Raw genomic sequence first — 21577 nt, 5'->3', positions numbered from 1 at the left:
GGTGATACCTCATGGTGAACGAAGAGAAACTGGTTGAGTATCTCAAGCGCGTTTCCGCTGATCTGCACGAAACGCGGCTGCGTTTGCGTGAGGTGGAGGAGCGGTCGCAGGAGCCGGTGGCCGTGGTCAGCATGGCCTGCCGGTTCCCCGGCGGGGTCGCCACGCCCGAGCAGTTGTGGGAACTGGTCACCTCGCGCGTGGACGCGATCGGAGACTTCCCGGCCGACCGCGGCTGGGACCTGGCGGGCCTCTACCACCCGGACCCGGACCACCCGGGCACCACGTACGTCAAACAGGGCGGATTCCTTTACGACGCCGACCAGTTCGACCCGAGCTTTTTCGGGATCAGCCCACGCGAGGCGCTAGCCACCGGACCGCAGCAGCGCATGCTCCTGGAAACCGCGTGGGAAGCGCTCGAACGCGCCGGCATCGACCCGCTCTCCCTCAAAGGCAGCCAAACCGGTGTGTACGCCGGCACGGCAACCACCGGCGGCGCCTCCCAGGGCGACACCTCGCAGCAGGGTTCGGAGGGGTACGCGGGCAACGCGCCCAGCCTGCTGTCCGGCCGGGTCTCCTACACGCTCGGCCTCGAAGGCCCCGCCGTGACCGTCGAAACCGCCTGCTCCTCGTCCCTGGTGGCCATGCACCTGGCCGCCCAGGCGCTGCGCCAGGGCGAATGCTCGCTGGCCCTCGCCGGCGGTGTGACCGTCATGGCCACCCCCGAGGTGTTCACCGGCTTCTCCCGGCAGCGCGGGCTCTCACCAGACGGCCGCTGCAAGGCGTTCGCCGCCTCCGCCGATGGCACCGGTTGGGGCGAGGGCGTCGGTCTAGTCCTCCTGGAACGGCTCTCCGACGCCCGCCGCAACGGCCACCGCGTCCTCGCCGTCATCCGAGGCTCGGCCATCAACCAAGATGGCGCCAGCAACGGCTTCTCCGCGCCCAACGGCCCCTCCCAACAGCGCGTCATCCGGCAAGCCCTGGCCAGCGCCAGGCTTTCCCCCTCCGAGGTGGACGCGGTCGAGGCGCACGGCACCGGCACTCGGCTCGGCGACCCGATCGAAGCCGACGCGCTGATGGCCACCTACGGCCAGGACCGCGCCGCCGACCAGCCACTGTGGCTCGGCTCGATCAAGACCAACATTGGGCACACCCAGGGCGCCGCCGGCGTGGCCGGCGTGATCAAGATGGTGTTGGCGCTCCAGCAGCAGCACCTGCCCGCCTCCCTCCACCTGGACGAGCCCACCCCGCATGTGGACTGGAACGCAGGCGGCGTACGCCTGCTGACCGACCCGGTCGCATGGCCCGCCGGTGACCGTACGCGCCGCGCGGGCGTCTCCTCCTTCGGTATCTCCGGCACCAACGCGCACATCATCTTGGAAGAGGCACCCGAGCCCGCCGCCGACGAGCGGCCCGCGACGCCCGCTGCGCCCGTATGCGGCGTGTTGCCGTGGGTCATCTCGGGACGCAACGCGGACGCCCTGCGAGCCCAGGCCAACGCCCTGGTTACGCACCTCGCCACCACACCGGATGCGTCACTCGTCGAGGTCGGGTGGTCCCTGGCGACCACCCGATCAGTATTCGAGCACCGCGCGGTCATCGTCGGCGAAAGCCGCGATGAACTGCTGTCCGGCCTCCAGTCCCTCGCGAACGACGGCACCCACCCCAACGTCATCGCCCCAGGCACGACGGCGGCCACTACCACCGGGCCCGGCGGCGTCGGCCCGGTGTTGGTGTTCCCTGGTCAGGGTTCGCAGTGGGTGGGTATGGGGGCTGGGTTGTTGGAGTCTTCGCCGGTGTTTGCGGCGCGGGTGGCGGAGTGTGAGCGGGCTCTTGCTCCGTTTGTGGAGTGGTCGCTTGCTGATGTTTTGCGGGGTGGTGTTGGTGCGGCCGATCTGAGCCGCGTTGATGTGGTGCAGCCGGTGTTGTGGGCGGTGATGGTCTCGCTGGCGGCGGTGTGGGCTGATCAGGGTGTGATGCCTGCGGCGGTGGTGGGTCACAGTCAGGGTGAGATCGCGGCTGCGGTGGTGGCTGGGGCTCTCACGCTGGAGGATGGTGCGAAGGTCGTGGCGTTGCGGAGTAGGGCGTTGCGGCGGCTTGCAGGTGGTGGGGCTATGGCATCGCTTGCGATGCGCGAGGATGAGGTCGTTACCTTCTTGGCTGGTCTTGGTGAAGAGGCCGAAGGCGTGGGCATCGCCGCTGTTAACGGGCCGGGTTCCGTGGTCATTTCAGGGCCTCCTGACCAGGTCCAGTACGCGGTCACAGTTCGCGAGGAGGCTGGGGGTCGGGCCCGCCGCATCGAGGTGGATTACGCCTCGCACAGCCCGCAGGTCGATGAGATCGCCGATGAACTGCGCGAGGTTTTGGCGGGCATCGCGCCCGTACGGTCGGAGGTAGCGTTCTACTCCACCGTCACGGCCGAGCGCATCGACACCGCCACGCTTGACACCGCGTACTGGGTGACCAACCTGCGCGAACGGGTGCGCTTCGCCGATGCCGTACGCCAACTCCTCTCCGCCGGACACCGGGTGTTCATCGAAGCCAGCACCCACCCGGTGCTGACGGTGGGCCTCCAGGAGTCCTTCGAAGAGGCCACCGTCCACGCGACCGCGGTGCCAACCCTGCGTCGCGACCAGGGCGGTTTGGCGCAGTTGGCGCAGTCCGTGGCGCAGGCGTTCGCCGCCGGGGCCGAGGTGGACTGGACTCGCTGGTTCGAAACCGACCCCGCCCCGCGGGTGGTCCAGCTGCCCACGTACGCCTTCCAGCGCCAGCGCTACTGGCCCGCATCGAGCGGAGGCGTGGGCGACGTCAGCGCGGCGGGCCTTCAACGCGTCGAGCATGCGCTGCTCCCGGCAGCCGTGGGCCTGGCCGCCGGCGGGCTGCTCCTGACCGGCCGACTCTCCACCCAGTCGCAGCCCTGGCTGGCCGAGCACGTCGTGGGCGGCACGGTCATCGCGCCCGGCGCCGCACTGGTGGAGTGGGCGTTGCGGGCCGCCGACGAGGTCGGTTGCGGTGGTGTCGAGGAGCTCACGCTCCAGCTGCCGCTCGCGCTGCCCACCACCGGTGGCGTACGCGTGCAGGTCGTTATCGGGGCCGTGGCCGACGACGGCCGACGCGACCTTCAGATCCACTCCCGCCCCGACCAGGACACCGACCTGGGTACGGACGCGGGCTGGCGCTGCCATGCGCAGGGCGTGCTGAGCCCGCCCACCACGGACCACGGCGACCCCGGCCACCTCAGCGGCGCCTGGCCGCCGGCCGGCGCCGAGCCCATCGACACGCTGGGCTTCTACGAGCGCGCGGTGACGGCCGGCTACGGCTACGGCCTCGCGTTCCAGGGGCTCAAGGCTGCCTGGCGGCGGGGCTCCGACGTCTACGCGGAGGTCGAACTGCCCGAGGCGGCGGGGGAGCGGGCGGGGTTCGGCATCCACCCGGCGCTGCTCGACGCCGCCCTGCACCCGGCACTTTTGATGACCGGGCCGGCTGGCCCGGACGGGGCAGCAGCAACAGCCGCCACCGACCAGGTGTGGTTGCCCTTCGCCTGGAACGGCGTCGCGCTGTGGGCCGCCGACGCGGGTACCGTACGCGTCCATATCTCATCGGAACGACAGGTCACGGACCAGGAGCGAGCCCTGCGCGTCACCGTGGCCGACACCACGGGCGCCCCCGTGCTCACCGCCGACGCGGTCACGATGCGCCCGGCCACTGTGGACCAACTAGGGGCCGCGAGCCGTGGTGCGGACGGATTGTTCGCAGTGCAGTGGGTTCCGCTGCCGGGTGGTATAGCGGACGCCAACGAGGCTGCCAACACAGGCAGTTGGGCACTACTCGGCGCTGACGTACTCGACCTGGCGAGGCACTTGCCGGGCCAGGGCCGTGCCTTTGCGGACGTTGCGGCGTTGGCGGATTCGGTGCGCGAGGGTGCATTGGCCCCGTCAGTGGTGCTGGTTGGTGTGCAGCCCGATGATGTGGGTGATGGTTCGGCGGTTGTTGGTTTGGGTGTGGTGGAGCGTGTTGTGGGGTTGGTGCAGGCGTGGTTGGCGGAGCCTGTGTTGGAGGAGTCGCGGTTGGTGGTGGTGACGCGGGGTGCGGTTGTTGCGGGGGAGTCTGCGTGTGGTGTGGAGGTGGCGGGTGCGGGTGTGTGGGGTTTGGTGCGCAGTGCGGAGTCGGAGAACCCGGGGCGCTTTTTGCTGCTCGACCTGGACGCCGATGCCGATGCCGATGCCGATGGTGATGGCGCTGGTGATGGTGGTGCTCGTGCGGATGGTGTGGTGGTGGGCGCGCTGTGGGGTGCGGTGGCGGTGGATGAGTCGCAGGTGGCGTTGCGTGGTGGGCGGGCGTTGGTGCCTCGGTTGGTACGGGCTCGTGTGGAGCCGCGGGAGGAGGAGGCTGCGTCGGCCGCGCTCAATCCCGATGGCACGGTGTTGATCGTCGGTGGCACCGGGATGCTGGGTGCTCTGGTGGCTGAGCATGTGGTGCGGGCCTGGCAGGTCAAGCATCTGGTGCTGACCAGCAGGCGCGGCCCGGACGCGCCCGGAGCTGAAGAACTCGCCGCGCGATTGCTTCAGTTGGGCGCTGACGTGCGGATCGTAGCGTCGGACAACACCGACCCGGACGCGGTCTCGGCACTCATCGCGAGCATCGCCCCAGAGCATCCGCTGACTGGTGTAGTGCACGCAGCGGGCGTGTTGGATGACGCCGTGGTGACGTCGCTGTCGCCGGAGCGGTTGGCGCGGGTGTGGGCGGCGAAGGCCGCGGTTGCGGAGCACCTGCACACGGCGACCGCTGGCCTGGACCTGGGCATGTTCGTCATGTTCTCCTCGGCCGCCGGCGTGGTCGGCAACGCGGGGCAGGCCGGATACGCGGCGGCCAATGCGTTCGTCGATGCCCTGGTAGCCCACCGGCGCGACCTCGGCCTGCCGGGGCAGTCGATGGCCTGGGGACTGTGGGAGCAGGCCAGCGAGATGACCGGGCACCTGGGCCGGGCGGAGCTGACGCGCTTGCGCGGCATGCGCCCACTGACGGCCGAGCGCGGCCTCGCCCTCTTCGACACCGCCTACCAGTCCGGGCTGCCGCTCGCCGTGGCGGTAGACCTTGACATCAGCGGCCTGGCAGGCGCCACTGACCTGCCGCCGCTACTCCGCGGCCTCACCGGCCGGACCCGGCGCAGGGCGGCCGGCGCCGATACCCAAGGCCCGGCTCTGGCCTCCCGCCTTGCGGGACTGGACGCGGCGGGGCGGGCTGACGCGGTCCTCGACGCCGTACGCGGCTGCGTGGCCGCCGTACTCGGCTTTGCCTCCGCCGCCGATGTGCGACCCGAGGCCGCATTCAAGGATCTCGGTTTCGATTCGTTGACTGCGGTGGAGTTGCGTAACCGTTTGTCGGTGGTGAGTGGCCTGCGGTTGCCTGCGACGTTGGTGTTTGACTATCCAACGCCTCGGGTGTTGGCGGAGTTTGTGGTGTCGCGGTTGGGGGGTGAGTCGGTCGCGGTGTCGCGGGTGTTGGATGTGGCGGGTACCGATGAGCCGGTGGCGATCATTGGTATGGCCTGCCGCTTTCCCGGGGGTGCTACGTCTCCGGAGGGACTGTGGGATCTGGTGGCCTCGGGGCGTGCGGTGTTGGGGGAGTTCCCGGCCACGCGTGGGTGGGATGTGGACGGGTTGTTCCATCCGGACCCGGATAATCCGGGGACGAGTTATGCGCGTGAGGGCGCGTTTTTGTATGACGCGGACCGATTTGACGCGGGGTTCTTTGGCATCAATCCGCGGGAGGCGTTGGCCACCGATCCGCAGCAGCGGTTGTTGTTGGAGGCGTCGTGGGAGGTGTTGGAGCGGGCCGGTATTGACCCGGTGTCGTTGAAGGGCTCGGCAACGGGCGTATACGCGGGTGTGATGTACCACGACTACGCGGCGGGATTGTCCAGCGGTCGGGACGCGAAGTTGGAGGGGTACGCGATGCTGGCCGGCTCCGGCAGCGTCGTCTCCGGCCGGGTCGCCTACACGCTGGGCCTGGAAGGCCCGGCCGTCACGGTGGATACCGCATGCTCCTCCTCCCTGGTCACTGCGCACCTCGCAGCGCAGGCTTTGCGGCAGGGCGAATGCACATTGGCGTTGGCGGGTGGCGTCACGGTGATGGCCACGCCCGATGTCTTCACGGGCTTTTCCCGGCAGCGTGGACTTGCGCCCGATGGGCGGTGCAAGCCGTTCGCGGCGGCGGCGGACGGCACCGGTTGGGGCGAGGGCGTAGGGGTGCTGTTGCTGGAGCGGTTGTCGGATGCGCGGCGTAACGGGCATCGGGTGTTGGCGGTGGTGCGTGGTTCGGCGGTGAATCAAGATGGTGCGTCAAATGGGATGACGGCGCCGAATGGTCCGTCGCAGCAGCGGGTGATTCGGCAGGCGTTGGCGAATGCGCGGCTTTCTCCAGCGGATGTGGATGCGGTGGAGGCGCATGGTACGGGCACGACGTTGGGTGATCCGATTGAGGCGCAGGCGGTGCTTGCGACGTATGGGCAGGAGCGTTCGGCGGACAAACCGCTGTGGTTGGGTTCGATCAAGTCGAATATTGGTCATACGCAGGCTGCCGCGGGTGTAGCGGGTGTCATCAAGATGGTGATGGCGATGCGCAAGGGGGTGTTGCCGCCGTCGTTGCATATCGATGAGCCGACGCCGCATGTGGAATGGGATGCGGGGGCGGTGCGGCTTTTGACCGAGGCTGTTGAGTGGCCGCAAAACGGTCATCCACGTCGGGCGGGCGTATCGTCCTTCGGCGCCTCGGGCACCAACGCCCACCTCATCATCGAACAAGCCCCCGATTCCATCGAGCCCGACGCGCCCACCCCGACACCGCACGACGGCAGCACCCCGCTGCCCTGGGCGCTGTCGGCCCGTAGTGGAGAGGCCCTGCGCGGCCAGGCGAAGGCGCTCGCTGAACACCTGGCCTCCCAACCCGACCTATCGCCCGTTGATGTCGGCTGGTCACTCATCACCACCAGGTCCCTGTTCGAACACCGAGCAGTGATCACCGGCCACCACCGGGCGGAATGGCTCGCCGGACTCCAAGCCCTGGCGTCAGGCGAGGCCCATCCGGACGTGGTCAACCACGAGGCGTCCACCACCATCGACAGCGCGGGCCCGGTGTTGGTGTTCCCGGGTCAGGGTTCGCAGTGGGTGGGCATGGGCGCGGGTCTGCTCGAAGCTTCGCCGGTGTTTGCGGCGCGGGTAGCGGAGTGTGAGCGAGCTCTTGCTCCGCATGTGGAGTGGTCGCTGTCCGAGGTCCTACGCGGTGGCGTGGACGCGGCCGACTTGGGTCGGGTCGATGTGGTGCAGCCGGTGCTCTGGGCGGTGATGGTCTCCCTGGCCGCGGTGTGGGCTGATCAGGGCGTCACTCCGGCAGCCGTGGTGGGTCACAGTCAAGGTGAGATTGCGGCTGCGGTGGTGGCTGGCGCGCTGACTTTGGAGGACGGTGCGAAGGTCGTTGCGCTACGCAGTAAGGCGCTACGGCGCCTGGCCGGTGGCGGTGCGATGGCATCGCTTGCCATGAGTGCGGACAAGGCCGTGGAGTTCCTGGCCGACTTGGGTGAGCAGGCTGCCGGTGTGGGCATCGCCGCGGTCAACGGGCCTGGTTCGGCGGTGGTGTCAGGACCACCGGAGCAGGTGCAGTATGCGATGACCGCATGTGAGGAGGGTGGTGGTCGGGCGCGGTTGATCGATGTGGACTACGCCTCACACAGCGCCCAGGTGGACGAGATCGCGGAAGAGTTGCACCAAGTCCTGGCCGGTATCGAGCCCGTGCGGTCGCAGGTGGCGTTCTACTCCACGGTGACCGCCGAGCGTATTGATACCACCGAGTTGACCACCGCGTACTGGGTGACCAACCTGCGCCAACAGGTCCGCTTCGCCGACGCCGTACGCCAACTCCTCACCGATGGCCACCGCATCTTCATCGAGGCCAGCACCCACCCGGTGCTGACCATCGGTCTGCAAGAAGCCTTCGAAGAAGCTGGTGTGCAGGGCGCGACCGTGCCGACCCTTCGACGTGACCAGGGCGGTCTGGCGCAGTTGGTGCGGTCGGTGGGGCAGGCGTTCGTTGCGGGCGTGGCAGTGGACTGGACCCGCTGGTTCGCGGCCGACCCCGTCCCGCGCGCCGTGGACCTGCCGACGTACGCCTTCCAACGCGAGCCGTACTGGCTCATCACCAGCAAGGGCGCCGGCGACATGGCCGCCGCGGGGTTGCAGCGCGTCGAGCACGCGTTGCTGCCCGCCGCCGTGGCACTGGCCGATGGCGGGTTGCTGCTGACCGGTCGGCTCTCAGCTGGCGGCGGCAGGGGTTGGTTGTCGGAGCATGTGGTGGCTGGCTCGGTGCTCCTGCCGGGTGCCGCACTGGCCGAGTGGGCGCTGCGGGCCGCGGACGAGGCGGGTTGCGGCGGCGTGGAGGAACTGGCGCTCCAGGTGCCGCTGATGCTCCCGGCCTCGGGCGACGTCCGCGTACAGGTGGTAGTGAGCGCCCCCGCCGCCGACGGGTCGCGGGACCTGCGAATCCACTCCCGCCCCGATGACGACCTGGACGAAGCGGCGACCTGGGTGTGCCACGCGGAGGGTGTGCTCAGCCCGGCTGCTGACGGCGCCGAACAGCCAGCGGGCCTGGGCGGTGCATGGCCTCCGGCCGGTGCGGAGCCGGTGGAGGTCGATGGCTTTTACGAGCGGGTCGCCTCCGGCGGCTATGGATACGGTCCGGCGTTCCAGGGCCTTCAGGCCGCGTGGCGGCATGGGGACGATGTGTACGCCGAGGTGGAACTGCCCAAGGCGGCGGGGGAGCGGGACGGATACGGCATCCACCCAGCCCTCCTTGACGCCGCGCTCCACCCGGCTCTCCTGATCGACCAACTCGAAGCGGGCGCGCACGGAGGCGACACCCTTAACGGAGGCGACACCCGCAACGGAAATGGCACCGCCCCCGCGGCCCCCCGTATCAAGGCCGCCGCCGATGCTCGCGTCTGGTTGCCCTTCGCCTGGAGCGGTCTGTCCCTTTGGGCCTCCGAGGCAGGCACCGTACGGGTCCGCATCTCCCCGCAGCAGCGCAGCGGGGACGATGAGCGGGCCCTGCGCCTGACCGTGGCCGATGCCGTGGGGGCCCCGGTGCTGACGGTGGACGCGGTGGCGATGCGCGCCGCCGCAGCCGACCAGTTGCACGCCGCCGGTGGGCGCGGCGCGGACGGCCTGTTCGCGCTCGACTGGACAGCGCTGCCCCTGCTGCCTGTTGACGCGCCGGACACATCGGTGGGCGGGGACAGTGATTGGTCGGTGCTCGGCGAGGACGCGTTCCACCTCGGTGGCCTGTCGCTGCCAGGAGGCGCGAGCCTTCGCCCATACGCCGACGTTGCCGCGCTGGCCGATGCCCTGGACGCGGGCGCGGCGGTACCCCCCATCGCACTCGTCTGTGTGCCACCCACCACCAGCGGTGAAGGGCTCGCGGACGCGGGCCGCTCCGTCGTGGAGCGTGCGCTCAGCCTCGTCCAAGCCTGGCTCTCCGAGCCGAGGTTGGCGGGCTCCCGGCTGGTCGTCGTCACACACGGGGCGGTCGCGGCCACCGAGGCCCATGGCGGCGGTGTGGAGGGCAGCGGCGTCGATGTGGCCGGGGCCGGGGCGTGGGGTCTGGTGCGAAGCGCCGAGTCGGAGAACCCGGGACGCTTCGTCCTCCTCGACCTCGACCCCGATGCCGCGGCGACCGGCGGTGACGGCCTGGCGGACAGTGTGCTGCGCGCCATCACCGCTGAGGAGCCACAGGTCGCGGTGCGCGGCGGACGGCTCCTCGTACCCAGGCTGGTACGTGGCGGCACGGCGAGCGCCGGCATCGTCGGACCGGACGCCCGCTCCGCCTGGCGCCTGGACACGGATGGCAGCGGCACCTTGGACAGCGTCTCGCCCGTCCCCTGCCCCGAGGTCCGTCAGCCGCTGGCGGACGGGCAGTTGCGGGTCGAGGTGCACGCGGCGGGCATCAACTTCCGTGATGTGGTGGTCGGCCTGGGCATGGTGCCCGGGCAGACCGGGCTCGGCGGCGAAGGCGCCGGCGTTGTTACGGGGGTCGGGCCCGGGGTGGCCGGGGTGGCGGTTGGCGACCGGGTGATGGGCGTGTTCGACCGCGCCTTTGGGCCGGTCACACTGACCGACGCCCGGCTGGTCACGCCCATCCCCGAAGGCTGGAGTTACCAGCAGGCGGCGGCGGTACCGATCGCCTACCTCACCGCCTGGTACGGGCTCGCCCACCTCGGGCGCGTCCAGGCGGGCGAATCGGTGCTCATCCACGCCGCGACCGGCGGCGTCGGCACGGCCGCCGTACAGATCGCCCGGCACCTGGGTGCCGAGGTGTACGCCACGGCAAGCCCAGGCAAGCACCCCGTCCTCAACGAGATGGGCATCGACCAGGCGCACCGGGCCAACTCCCGTGACCTCGACTTCGAGACGGCGATCCGAGAGGCCACCGGTGGCCGGGGTGTGGACGTCGTACTCAACAGCCTCACCGGCGAGTTCGTGGATGCCTCGCTGCGGCTACTTGCCGAAGGCGGGCGGCTGCTGGAGATGGGCAAGACCGACATCCGGGACGCCGACCAGATGGCCGCCGCGTACCCGGAGGTCAGCTACCAGGTCTACGACCTGATCACCCATGCCGGCGCCGACCGCATCGGTGAGATGCTCGGCACGCTGCGAGAACTGTTCCAGCAGGGCACACTGCAACCGCCGCCGATCCGGACCTGGCCGCTGAGCCGCGCCCGGCAGGCGCTGCGCCACCTCAGCCAGGCCAAACACACCGGAAAGCTCGTGTTGGACGTGCCCGCGACGGTGGACGCGAACGGCACTGTACTGATCACCGGCGGCACCGGAACGCTCGGTGGACACGTAGCCGAACACCTCGTACGCCACTGGGACATCAGGCATCTGGTGCTCGTCAGCCGCCGGGGCCACCACGCGCCCGGCGCCACCGAACTGCTGGCGCGCCTCGCCGATCTCGGGGCCGAAGCGCGGATCGTCGCGGCCGATGTGACGGACGCGGCAGCGGTCACCGACCTGATCGCGAGGATCGACCCCGCGCACCCGCTGACCGGCGTCATCCACGCCGCGGGCGTGCTCGATGACGCCATGGTGACCTCCCAGTCGGCCCAGCGCCTGGCGCCCGTGTGGGCGGCGAAGGCCACCGCGGCGGCGCACCTGCACGCGGCGACGGCCGGGGCACGCCTTGGCATGTTCGTCATGTTCTCCTCCGCTGCCGCCACCCTCGGCAGCCCAGGACAGGCCACCTACGCGGCTGCCAACGCCTTCTGCGACGCGCTCGCCGCCCACCGCCGGGCACTCGGCCTGCCGGGCGTGTCCATCGCCTGGGGCCTGTGGGCCGATGCCAGCGGAATGACCGGCCACCTCGACCAGGCGGACCTGGCCAGGATGAACCGCTCCGGCATCAAGGCGCTGAGCAACGAGCACGCGCTGCGACTCCTGGACGCGGCATGCCGACACGGCGACGCCCAACTCGCGGCCGTCAACCTCGACGTACGCACCCTGGCCGCCCAGCCCACCGACACCCTGCCCGCACAGCTCCGGGCACTCATCAGCACCGGCACGGCACGCCGCGGAGCGGCCACCAACCAAGCCGCCACCAACTGGGCAAGCCAACTCGCCGCCCTAGCGCCCGACGAGCAGCACCGCACGCTGCTCAACCTGGTACGTAGCAACGCGGCGGCAGTGCTCGGGCACGCCGATATGAACGCGGTGCACAGCGACGTCCCCTTCAAGGATTTGGGATTCGACTCGCTGACCGCCGTGGAACTGCGTAACCGACTCTCCGCCGCCACCGGGCTGCGGCTGCCCGCCACCTTCATCTTCAGGCATCCGACACCGACAGCCATCGCCGATGACCTGCGCGAGAAGCTGTGCCCCGCCGCGGCCGACCCATCGGCGGCTGTCTTCGACGAGTTGGCGAAGTTCGAGGCGGCGATGGTGCAGTTCGGCCCGGACGGCGACGTCCGCGGCAAGCTCGCCAAGCGGCTGGAGACGCTGCTGTGGAGGCTGAACGACAGCGGACCCGACACACCGCAGCACGGCGAGGACGTCGTGGCCAGCGACACGGTGGACACGGCGTCGGACGACGAGCTGTTCGCATTCATTGACCGGGAACTGTGATCAGGAGCGAGAACTGATGTCGGACACGGAAGACAAGCTCCGCCAGTATCTGAAGCGGGTCACGGTGGATCTCGGGCAGGCACGGCAGCGGCTGCGGGAGGTGGAGGAGCGGTCCCAGGAGCCGGTGGCCATCGTGGGGATGGCCTGCCGCTACCCGGGCGGCGTGCGCGGCCCCGAGGACCTGTGGAACCTGGTGGCCTCCGATACGGACGCCATCACGGGGTTCCCCACCGACCGTGGCTGGGACCTGGAGGGCCTCTACCACCCGGACCCGGACCACCCCGGGACCAGCTATGTGCGCGACGGCGGGTTCCTCGACGGGGCCGACCGCTTCGACGCGGAGTTCTTCGGAATCAGCCCGCGCGAGGCACTGGCCATGGACCCGCAGCAGCGACTGCTGCTAGAGGTCGCCTGGGAACTCTTCGAACGGGCCGGCATCGACCCCGCCCAGGTCAAGGGCTCGGCCACCGGCGTATACGCGGGCGTCTCCAGCCACGACTACCTCTCGCGTACGCCACACATCCCCGCAGGTTTCGAGGGCTACGCCACCACCGGCAGCCTCACCAGCGTGGTATCGGGCCGGGTCGCCTACTGGTTCGGGCTCGAAGGCCCGGCGGTGACGGTGGACACGGCCTGCTCCTCCTCGCTTGTGGCCATGCACCTAGCAGCTCAAGCGCTGCGGCAGGGCGAGTGCGACATGACCCTCGCCGGTGGCGTCACCTCGCTCACCACGCCCACCGCCTACGCCGAGTTCTCGCGGCAGCGCGGCCTGGCACCCGATGGCCGCTGCAAGTCCTTCGCGGCGTCCGCAGACGGCACCGGCTTCTCCGAGGGCGTCGGCCTGGTGCTCTTGGAGCGGCTGTCGGACGCCCGCCGAAACGGCCACCGCATCTTGGCCGTGCTGCGCGGTTCGGCGATCAACCAGGACGGCGCGAGCAACGGCCTCACCGCCCCCAACGACGTCGCTCAGGAACGCGTGATCAGGCAAGCACTAGAGAACGCACGCCTCGCCCCCGATCAGGTGGACGCGGTCGAGGCGCACGGCACGGGGACCTCCCTCGGCGATCCGATCGAGGCGCAGGCACTCTTGGCGACCTACGGTCAGGGCCGGCCCGATGACCGGCCGCTGTGGCTCGGCTCCATCAAGTCCAACATCGGACACACCCAGGCCGCGGCCGGTGTCGGCGGCGTCATCAAGATGATCATGGCGATGCAGCGCGAGACGCTGCCGAGCACGCTGCACATCGACCAGCCGACGCCGCACGTGGACTGGGAAGCCGGCGGCGTGCGCCTCCTCACCGAACCGGTCGCCTGGCCCCGCAGCGAACGCCCCCGCCGGGCGGGCGTCTCCTCATTCGGCATTTCGGGGACGAATGCGCATGTGATCGTGGAGCAGGCTCCGGAGGTGGAGTCTGGGCCTGGGCCGGGGCCTGAGTCGGGGTCGGGGTCGGGGTCTGTGATGGGTGTGGGTGGGTGGGTGCCGTGGGTGTTGTCGGCGCGTACGTCTGGTGCGGTGCGGGCGCAGGCTCGGGCGTTGGTTGAGCGGGTGGTTGGTGATCCGGGTCTGTCGGTGGCTGATGTGGGTTGGTCGTTGGTGACGACGCGTTCGGTCTTTGACCATCGTGTGGTGGTGGCTGGTACCACGCGTGATGAACTCCTCGCCGGTCTTGGGGCATTGGCCGGGGGTGAGCCTCATCCTGCCCTGACCGATCCTGCCGCTGCGGTGGCCACTGACCTGGGCCCGGTGTTGGTGTTCCCGGGTCAGGGTTCGCAGTGGGTGGGCATGGGCGCGGGCTTGTTGGAGGCTTCGCCGGTGTTTGCTGCCCGGGTAGCTGAATGCGAACAGGCCCTTGCTCCGCATGTGGAGTGGTCGCTGTCTGAGGTGCTACGCGGTGGCGTGGACGCGGGTGACTTGGGTCGGGTTGATGTGGTGCAGCCGGTGTTGTGGGCGGTGATGGTGTCCTTGGCGGCGGTGTGGGCTGATCAGGGTGTGACGCCGGCGGCGGTGGTGGGTCACAGTCAGGGTGAGATTGCGGCTGCGGTGGTGGCTGGTGCGCTGACTTTGGAGGACGGTGCGAAGGTCGTTGCGCTACGCAGTAAGGCGCTACGGCGGCTGGCCGGTGGTGGTGCGATGGCGTCGCTTGCGATGAGTGCGGACAAGGCCGTGGAGTTCTTGGCCGACTTGGGTGAGCGGGCTGCTGGTGTGGGCATCGCTGCGGTGAACGGGCCTGGTTCGGCGGTGGTGTCTGGGCCACCCGAGCAGGTGCAGTATGCGGTGACCGCTTGTGAGGAGGGTGGTGGTCGGGCGCGGTTGATTGATGTGGACTACGCCTCGCACAGCGCCCAGGTGGACGAGATCGCCGAAGAGTTGCACCGAGTCCTGGCCGGTATCGAGCCCGTGCGGTCGCAGGTGGCGTTCTACTCCACGGTGACCGCCGAGCGTATTGATACCACCGAGTTGACCACCGCGTACTGGGTGACCAACCTGCGCCAACAGGTGCGCTTCGCCGATGCCGTACGTCAACTCCTCACCGATGGCCACCGCATCTTCATCGAGGCCAGCACCCACCCGGTGCTGACCATCGGTCTGCAAGAAGCCTTCGAAGAAGCTGGTGTGCAGGGCGCGACCGTGCCGACCCTTCGACGTGACCAGGGCGGCTTGGCGCAGTTGGTGCGGTCGGTGGGGCAGGCGTTCGCCGCGGGCGTGGCAGTGGACTGGACCCGCTGGTTCCCGGCTGATCCCCGCCCGAACGCGGTGGACCTCCCCACCTACGCCTTCCAACGCGAACGCTACTGGCTTCCCGATGCCTTGCCCGATGTCACCGCGCCTAGGGCCAACGATGATGAGGCTAAGTTTTGGGCCGCTGTCGAGCAGGAGGACGTACAGGCGCTCGCGGACACCCTGCGGATATGTCCTGGGGCGGATGGTGACCGCGGCGCGGTGCAGTCCTCGCTCGGCTCCGTACTGCCTCTACTGTCCGCGTGGCGGAAGGCAGGACATGAGCGCTCGACGGTGGACGGGTGGCGCTACCGGGTCGAGTGGCAGCCCTGCACCGATCTCACGGTGCGCCCAGGTTCGGCCGACTCGTGGCTCGTGGTGTGCCCCGAGGCCGGGGCCGAGGACTGGGTGGAGCTGTGCACCGAGGCATTGGGCGCCGAGGGTGGCCAGGTGCGCCGGCTGCCTGTGGGGGAGTCCACCGATCGCGGCAGGTTGGCCGCGGCGCTGCGGGCCGAGTTCGCCGAGGAGGCCGCGGCGCCTGCCCGCGTAGTGTCCCTTCTCGGGCTCGACGAGCGCCCGCACCCTGAGCACGAGAGCTTGGCCGTCGGGGTGGCCGGGACGCTTGCGCTGGTGCAGGCGTTGGTGGACGCCGATGTCGAGACCTCGCTGTGGTGCGTCACCCGCGGCGCGGTGGCCGTATCCGATACGGAGTCCCTCAACTCTCTTGTCCAGTCCCAGCTTTGGGGTCTTGGTCGTGTGGCCGCCTTGGAGCATCCGGCGCTGTGGGGCGGGCTTGTGGACCTGCCCACGACTGCGGCCTTGGTGGACACCGGCCTGTTGCGCGCCGTGCTCGCCGGGACGTCAGGCGAGGACCAGGTGGCGCTGCGGCAGAGCGGGGTGTTCGGGCGGCGGCTGGTGCCGGCGCCGCTTGGCGGCCGGGAGCCGCAGCGAGCCTGGCAGCCGCACGGCACCGTGCTGATCACAGGTGACGCGAGCGGGCCCGCCGCGCACATCGCCCGCTGGGTGGCCGCGGGCGGCGCGGAACGCGTGGTGCTCCTTGGCCCTGGTGGTCCCGAGGCCCCTGGGGCTGCGGACCTCACGGTGGAGCTCGACGCGCTGGGTGCCGCCGTGGAGATCGCGGACTGCGCGCCGGCCGACCGGGTAGCGGTTGCCCGTCTCGTGAAGCGGCTGGAGGGCGACGGCGTACGGATCGGTACGGTCATCTACACCTCGGCCACCGGAGAGTTGGCCCCGTTGACTGACGTCACCCCCACCGGACTCGCTGATGTGATCGCCGCCAACCTGGCGGACGGCGGCCCGCATGTGGACGAGCTGTGTGGCCTGGGGCCCGATGACACGGTGGTGTTCTTCTCCACCGTGGCCGCCGCCTGGGGAAGCAAGGACCACGGCGCCTATGCCGCCGCCACCGCGCATTTGGATTCGCTGGCGCAGCGGCGCCAAGCCGAAGGGCGTCGGGTGGCCTCGGTGACCTGGGGCCTGTGGGAGGTGGCTGGCGGCACCGACGAGCACAGCGAACTGGTCGGCCAGCACACCGAGAACCTGCGGCGCCAGGGCCTCGCCCCGCTGGCCCCCAAGCTCGCCTTGACCGCGCTGGGGCAGGTGCTCGACCACGCGGACCCGCACGTGGCTATCGCCGACGTGGCCTGGGACCGATTCGCGCCGCTGTTCACGCTGGCCAGGCCGAGTGCGCTGCTCGAAGGCGTACCGGAGGCCCTGCGTGCCATCGAAGCGACCAGGGAGCCCGCCGATGGTGTGGCGGCAGATGGCGCGGCGGCCCTGCGCGCGGAACTGACGGCTTTGCCAGCGAAGGACCGGGTCGAGCGGTTGTTGGACTCGGTACGCGCCCAGGTGGCGTCCGTACTGCACTATCCCTCGCTCGACGCGGTGGAGCCCGACCGGCCGTTCAAGGAGCTGGGGTTTGACTCGATCGCGGCCGTCGAACTACGCAACCGGCTGCGCGGCACCACCGGCCTGAGCCTGCCCACCACCTTGGTCTTCGACTACCCGACCCCCAGCGCGCTGGCGGGTTACCTATTGGGCCAGGTGCTGCCCGCGGACGCCGACCACGAGCATCCCGCGCTCGGCCACGTCGATGAGCTGGAGGCCACGCTTGCCGGGTTGCCCGCCGCCGATCCGCGCCGTGCCGGGCTGGTCAACCGACTGCAAGCGCTGCTGTGGAAGTACACGGCCGTGACGCCGGACGATGCTCCACACAGCGCGGACGACGAGGACCTCTCCGGCGCGACGGCAGACGAGGTCTTCGCCCTCATCGACCGGGAGCTCGGCACGTAGTGGGGACCAGTACGCACTGCCTTGCCGGGGCGCCGACTGGCGGCGCCCCGGCACCGTTCCCACCGCTCCGTTAGAGGTGCCCGGCCTTCGGACCCGAAGGCGTCGGCGGAGCGTTGACGGGCGGCTTGAGTATCAGCTTGTTTGCTGGTCGGAAGAGGTTCCCGGTACGTGGACGCGGCAGCTCGATGCCGTGATCGGCCGGCCGATCACGTTACTGGTCGCGGCTCATCGGGAAGCGCTCAACGGAGCTTTGCTCCCGCCACAGGCGCCCTACGAGTGCGAGCCCCGCCACGAGTCCTCCCCGAAGGCACTATGGACGTTGCCGTAGACCGCTCCGGAGTCACTGGTGGTCAGACAGGTGCCGTAGTTGGTCAGCGCGCTATAGAAGTAATGCGACAGGTCGTTGTAGTGAAAGCGCATGCCTTTTCGCCAGTCGCATTTGCTCGTCCAGACGGAGTTGTTGCGCGCGTGCTCATTGTCGGTGGCCATGCAGAGCCCCGTGGCCTTGTTTTGAAGTTGCAGCATCGGTTGCGAAGCCGTCGGGTCGGTACCGCGCCAGTCCCACTGCTGGAAGTTGCTTCCGTTGCACTTCGACATGAAGACCTTCGTCGAACTACCGTCGATCTTCCCGCTGGTCAGACATCGGTCCCAGAGCTCAGTCGCGATGTTGCGAAAGGTCCAGTAGGTGGGGGACGGGGCCGCCTGCGCGGGGGTGGGCTGGATGGCTCCGATGCCCGCGGCCAAAGCGATGGCGGCGACCACGGTACCCAGACGGTTCTTGATCCTGGTCCAGTTGAGTTGCATGCCCGGAACGTAGCTGGCGCAACCTGCGTCTCATCGGGGGCGAATGCTGAGAGAATGAGAGGAAAGGGGTGAAGGGGCTGTGAAGATTTACATTCCCCTGGGAGGGCGTACAGTTGAATGCCGCTCCCCATTTACCTGAGCTTTACGCCAGACCCTCGCAGGGGTGACGGATTGACGAACTGCTGCCACGTCCCCGGCGCTCGGATAAATCCCCCAGGGCGGTTCACAAGCGCCCCAACACCCGCCGTTGACCTGCCGATTCCCGCCTGCCATGGTGGCCCCGGCCATCGGCACCTGGTGGCAGCGGCGCCTTATTCTGCTACGCCATATCTGTCAACTCGCCACGGTCCGACGCTAAATCAATTCTCACCTACGCCATCGGAGCGCCGGGCCAACTCCAGCAAATCGGCTGCTACTTGGTGTGGACGTTGGGCGTGCAGATCGTGCTCGGAGTCGGCGTACTCGCGGAGCGTCGCGTTCCGCAGGGGGGCGGTGATGTTCGTGACGCGGGTGCGAATGCGGTCCGCCAGCGGCGGCAGGGCGCCCTTGGGGATGGCGAGCATCAGCAGCGTGGGCACGTCGATGCTCGGATACCAGGGCGCCGGCGGCTCATTCCAGATGCTGCGTAGGATCGACATGTGCTGATCGAGCGTCATACGTTGGGACAGCGAGCCGTCCGGATGGATACGCATGGTGGCGACAGCCGCTTCGATTGCCGCCGGTGACCAGTCGGGATGAATGGTACGGAAGTACGCGCTGATGCTGTCCACGGTGGCACCATCCAACGCGCCCGGCCGCAACGCCGCCACGAACGCCTCCCACGAGGTGAAGGCCGCGGAGGGCTCAAGCCAGCCGCCGTCCACCAGGGCGAGAGCGGCCACGAGCTCGGGGTTCTCGGCGGCGAAGCGCACGGAGATGTTGCCGCCCCATGAGTGCCCTGCGACCACGACCCGTTTCAGGCCGAGCGAGGCGCAGGCCGCGACCAGGTCGGCGACGGCGGTGGGGGTGTCATAGCCGTCCTGTGGGGAGTCGGACTCGCCATGGCCCCGCAGATCGACCGCGTACACCGGATGCCCCGCGGCGGCCAGTTCACCGGCTACCTCGTCCCAGAGCTGGGCGCTGGAGGCCATGCCGTGTACCAAGAGGAACGTTGGGGATTCGGTTCCCGGCCGGTGCCGGAAATGCAATTTCACGTCATCGGTTACGGGCACGGAGAGATCCATGACGGAAAGTCTAACGCGCAAATCTACCGCTTTTCGAGCCCTTCTGGAGTCGGCAGGCTGCACATTAGAGGCGCTTAAGGGCTGGGCGGGATGCTGGTACACGCTGGACCGCCTGAACGCAGGAGACAACGCAGGAGACTCCGTGCCGATCACGCCGATAACCCCACCCATAACCTGCGTGGAAAACTCGGTGGACAGGAGCGATAAGAACGGGGTCGGCAGTTATCTGCGACTGTGCACCAGGTGCGTTAGAGCTTTCCGGCCAGCACGATGACGTCGCAGTGCGATGACTCGCCTGCGGCGATTTTGCGTTACCCGATGACCTATCGGCGTCCGATACGGGCATGCCGGATACATGGCAGCCGTGCCTTCTCTCCGTGCAGTCTGGTCGTCCCCTTTCGATCCCTTTTCCCAGCGTGAAGCGAGGCGCCGTGTATCCCCCCGAATCCAGGTTCGACGACGTCGCCAACATCAACCTCACGGACTTGGCCTTCTGGGCGCAGCCGTTCGGTGATCGGGACGCGGCCTTTGCGGCGCTGCGTCGAGCGCCGCACCCGGTGCTGTTTCGCGAGCCCGCCATGCCTGGCTATCCGCGCGGGTCCGGCTACTACGCGCTGGTGCACCACGCCGACATCGCCGAGGTAAGCCGCCGTCCGCAGGACTTCCGTTCCACACCGACCGCGATCAGCATCGTTGACCTGCCGCAGGAGTTCAACAACTTCTTCGGCTCGATGATCAACATGGACAATCCACAGCATGCGCGCATGCGTCGCATCGTCTCCCGTGCCTTTGGCCGTGGCATGGCTGCCGAATTTGAGGTCGCGTCGCACAAGGCGGCCCGGCAGATCGTAGACGACCTCATCGCGCACGGCCCGGGCGACTTCGTACGGCAGGCCGCCGCGATCATGCCGATTGCGGTACTCAGCGGCATGATGGGGATACCGAGTAGTGACTACGAGTTCATCTACGATCGCTCGAACATCATCGTCGGCACCTTCGACCCGGAATACGTGCCGCGGCTCGACCAGGCGACCCCGGCTCTGTTGCGTACCTCCCGAGAACTTGGGGACTACATCTCACGCCTCGCCGCCGACCGGACCAAGAATCCCACGGGCGACCTCGTCACCCGACTGGTGCACGCGGAGATCGACGGCGAGCGGCTGACCGCCGATGAACTGTCCTCCTTCTTCATCCTTTTGGTCATCGCGGGCATGGAGACCACCCGAAACGCCCTCTCCCGCGGCCTGGTCCTGCTGACCGAGCACCCGGACCAACGTGAGCTGCTGCTGTCCGACTTCGAGACGTACGCACCGCGCGCCGTCGAGGAAATACTGCGGATAGCGACGCCCATCAACTGGATGCGTCGAACGGCCACTCGTGACTGCGAGGTCAACGGTCACTTGTTCAAGAAGGACGACAAGGTCCTCTTGTTCTACTCGTCGGCCAACCGGGACGAGAAGGTTTTCCCCAACCCTTATGAGTTCGACATCACTCGGGACCCGAACCCGCATATGACTTTTGGCTCCATCGGCCCGCACTTCTGCCTCGGCGCACACCTCGCCCGAATGGAGGTCACCGTCTTCTTCCGGGAACTCTTCACCCGACTGCCGCATATTCGCACCGAGGGCGAGCCCAGGCGGTTGGTGGCAAGCTTCGTGGAGGCCATCAAGCACGTGCAGTGCGTGTTCTGACCCCTGTTGGCCGCGCACCGCAGCCCACAGCAGCGGCGTCGGGTGGGGAAGCCATCGTGCCTCCCCTACCCGGCGCCGTTTCGCGTAGCCCCGCGGTCCCCGGGACCGCAGCAGGGCGACCTCGGGACCGCAGCGGGATGACCCCGAGGCCACAGCGGGGCGACCCGAGCCGAACGGCATGGCGCCGCACCAGAGTGGGTCACCCTGGTGCGGCGTGGATGCGGTCATCAGCCGGCTGTGCGGCGCCTGCCCGCCGCCGTGGGCCACGGGCGAATGGGGTGGCTCGCCCCAGTGCCTAGTCCGTGCCGCTGCCCGCGACGGCCGGGTCGGCACTGGCGGCGGCTGCGTACGCCTCCGCCAGATAGTTGCCGAGGGTGGCCGGCGTCGGGTATTCGAGGATCGCGACGAGGGGGATCTCCACGTCGGTGAGGGTCATCAGATTTCGGGTCAGCTCCAGAGCGGTGAGCGAAGTGAGCCCGTTTTCCAGGAAGTTGCTGTCGTCCTCGATGGTGGACTGGGAGAGGATGCCCGCGAGTTGGGTGCGTACCGTCTCCCGCAAAATGGCCTCGCGCTCCTCCGGCGTGGCTGCGGCGAGGTCCTTACGCAGTTCCGTGCCGTCGAGGTTGGCCTCGCTGTTTTCGGTGTGCATCACTTTCTCCCGTC

The 21577-nt window shown here is 69.0% G+C and carries 5 protein-coding genes and 1 pseudogene; 3 read left to right on the top strand and 3 right to left on the bottom strand.

Annotation, left to right across the window (positions count from 1 at the left end):
* Positions 1-11 precede the first annotated feature (11 nt).
* Positions 12-12164: a type I polyketide synthase gene (locus FHS42_RS19465; RefSeq protein WP_184573632.1), complete on the top strand. Its 12153-nt coding sequence runs from the start codon at positions 12-14 to the stop codon at positions 12162-12164.
* A 28-nt stretch (positions 12165-12192) separates the two neighbouring features.
* A pseudogene (locus FHS42_RS19460) lies at positions 12193-17196 on the top strand (type I polyketide synthase); the annotation flags it as partial.
* Positions 17197-17466: 270 nt separating this feature from the next.
* Here FHS42_RS19460 and FHS42_RS19455 read toward each other — a convergent pair.
* Positions 17467-18000, bottom strand: a complete 534-nt coding sequence (locus FHS42_RS19455) for an RICIN domain-containing protein (protein WP_184573628.1) — start codon at positions 17998-18000, stop codon at positions 17467-17469.
* A 359-nt stretch (positions 18001-18359) separates the two neighbouring features.
* Positions 18360-19223, bottom strand: a complete 864-nt coding sequence (locus FHS42_RS19450; RefSeq protein ID WP_184573626.1) for an alpha/beta fold hydrolase — start codon at positions 19221-19223, stop codon at positions 18360-18362.
* 431 nt (positions 19224-19654) lie between these two features.
* Here FHS42_RS19450 and FHS42_RS19445 point away from each other — a divergent pair, with 431 nt between their 5' ends.
* Positions 19655-20914 (top strand): cytochrome P450, encoded by a 1260-nt coding sequence (locus FHS42_RS19445; protein ID WP_312866950.1) that lies wholly within the window; start codon positions 19655-19657, stop codon positions 20912-20914.
* Positions 20915-21209: 295 nt separating this feature from the next.
* On the opposite strand, the gene FHS42_RS19440 is transcribed toward FHS42_RS19445, so the two are convergent.
* The gene (locus tag FHS42_RS19440) at positions 21210-21563 is read right to left on the bottom strand and encodes an acyl carrier protein (protein ID WP_184573622.1); all 354 of its coding nucleotides are present in this window, start codon (positions 21561-21563) and stop codon (positions 21210-21212) included.
* Positions 21564-21577 lie beyond the last annotated feature (14 nt).

The sequence above is a fragment of the Streptomyces zagrosensis genome, assembly GCF_014203645.1.
Classification (GTDB): domain Bacteria; phylum Actinomycetota; class Actinomycetes; order Streptomycetales; family Streptomycetaceae; genus Streptomyces; species Streptomyces zagrosensis.
Note: the sequence above shows the minus strand (reverse complement) of the source record. Positions and strands in the feature narration are given on the sequence as shown.

Bases quoted from the DNA above. Each gene is read 5' to 3' on its own strand.
- FHS42_RS19455 (WP_184573628.1), bottom strand. From the start codon at position 18,000: ATGCAACTCAACTGGACCAGGATCAAGAACCGTCTGGGTACCGTGGTC.
- FHS42_RS19450 (WP_184573626.1), bottom strand. From the start codon at position 19,223: ATGGATCTCTCCGTGCCCGTAACCGATGACGTGAAATTGCATTTCCGG.
- FHS42_RS19465 (WP_184573632.1), top strand. From the start codon at position 12: ATGGTGAACGAAGAGAAACTGGTTGAGTATCTCAAGCGCGTTTCCGCT.
- FHS42_RS19440 (WP_184573622.1), bottom strand. From the start codon at position 21,563: ATGCACACCGAAAACAGCGAGGCCAACCTCGACGGCACGGAACTGCGT.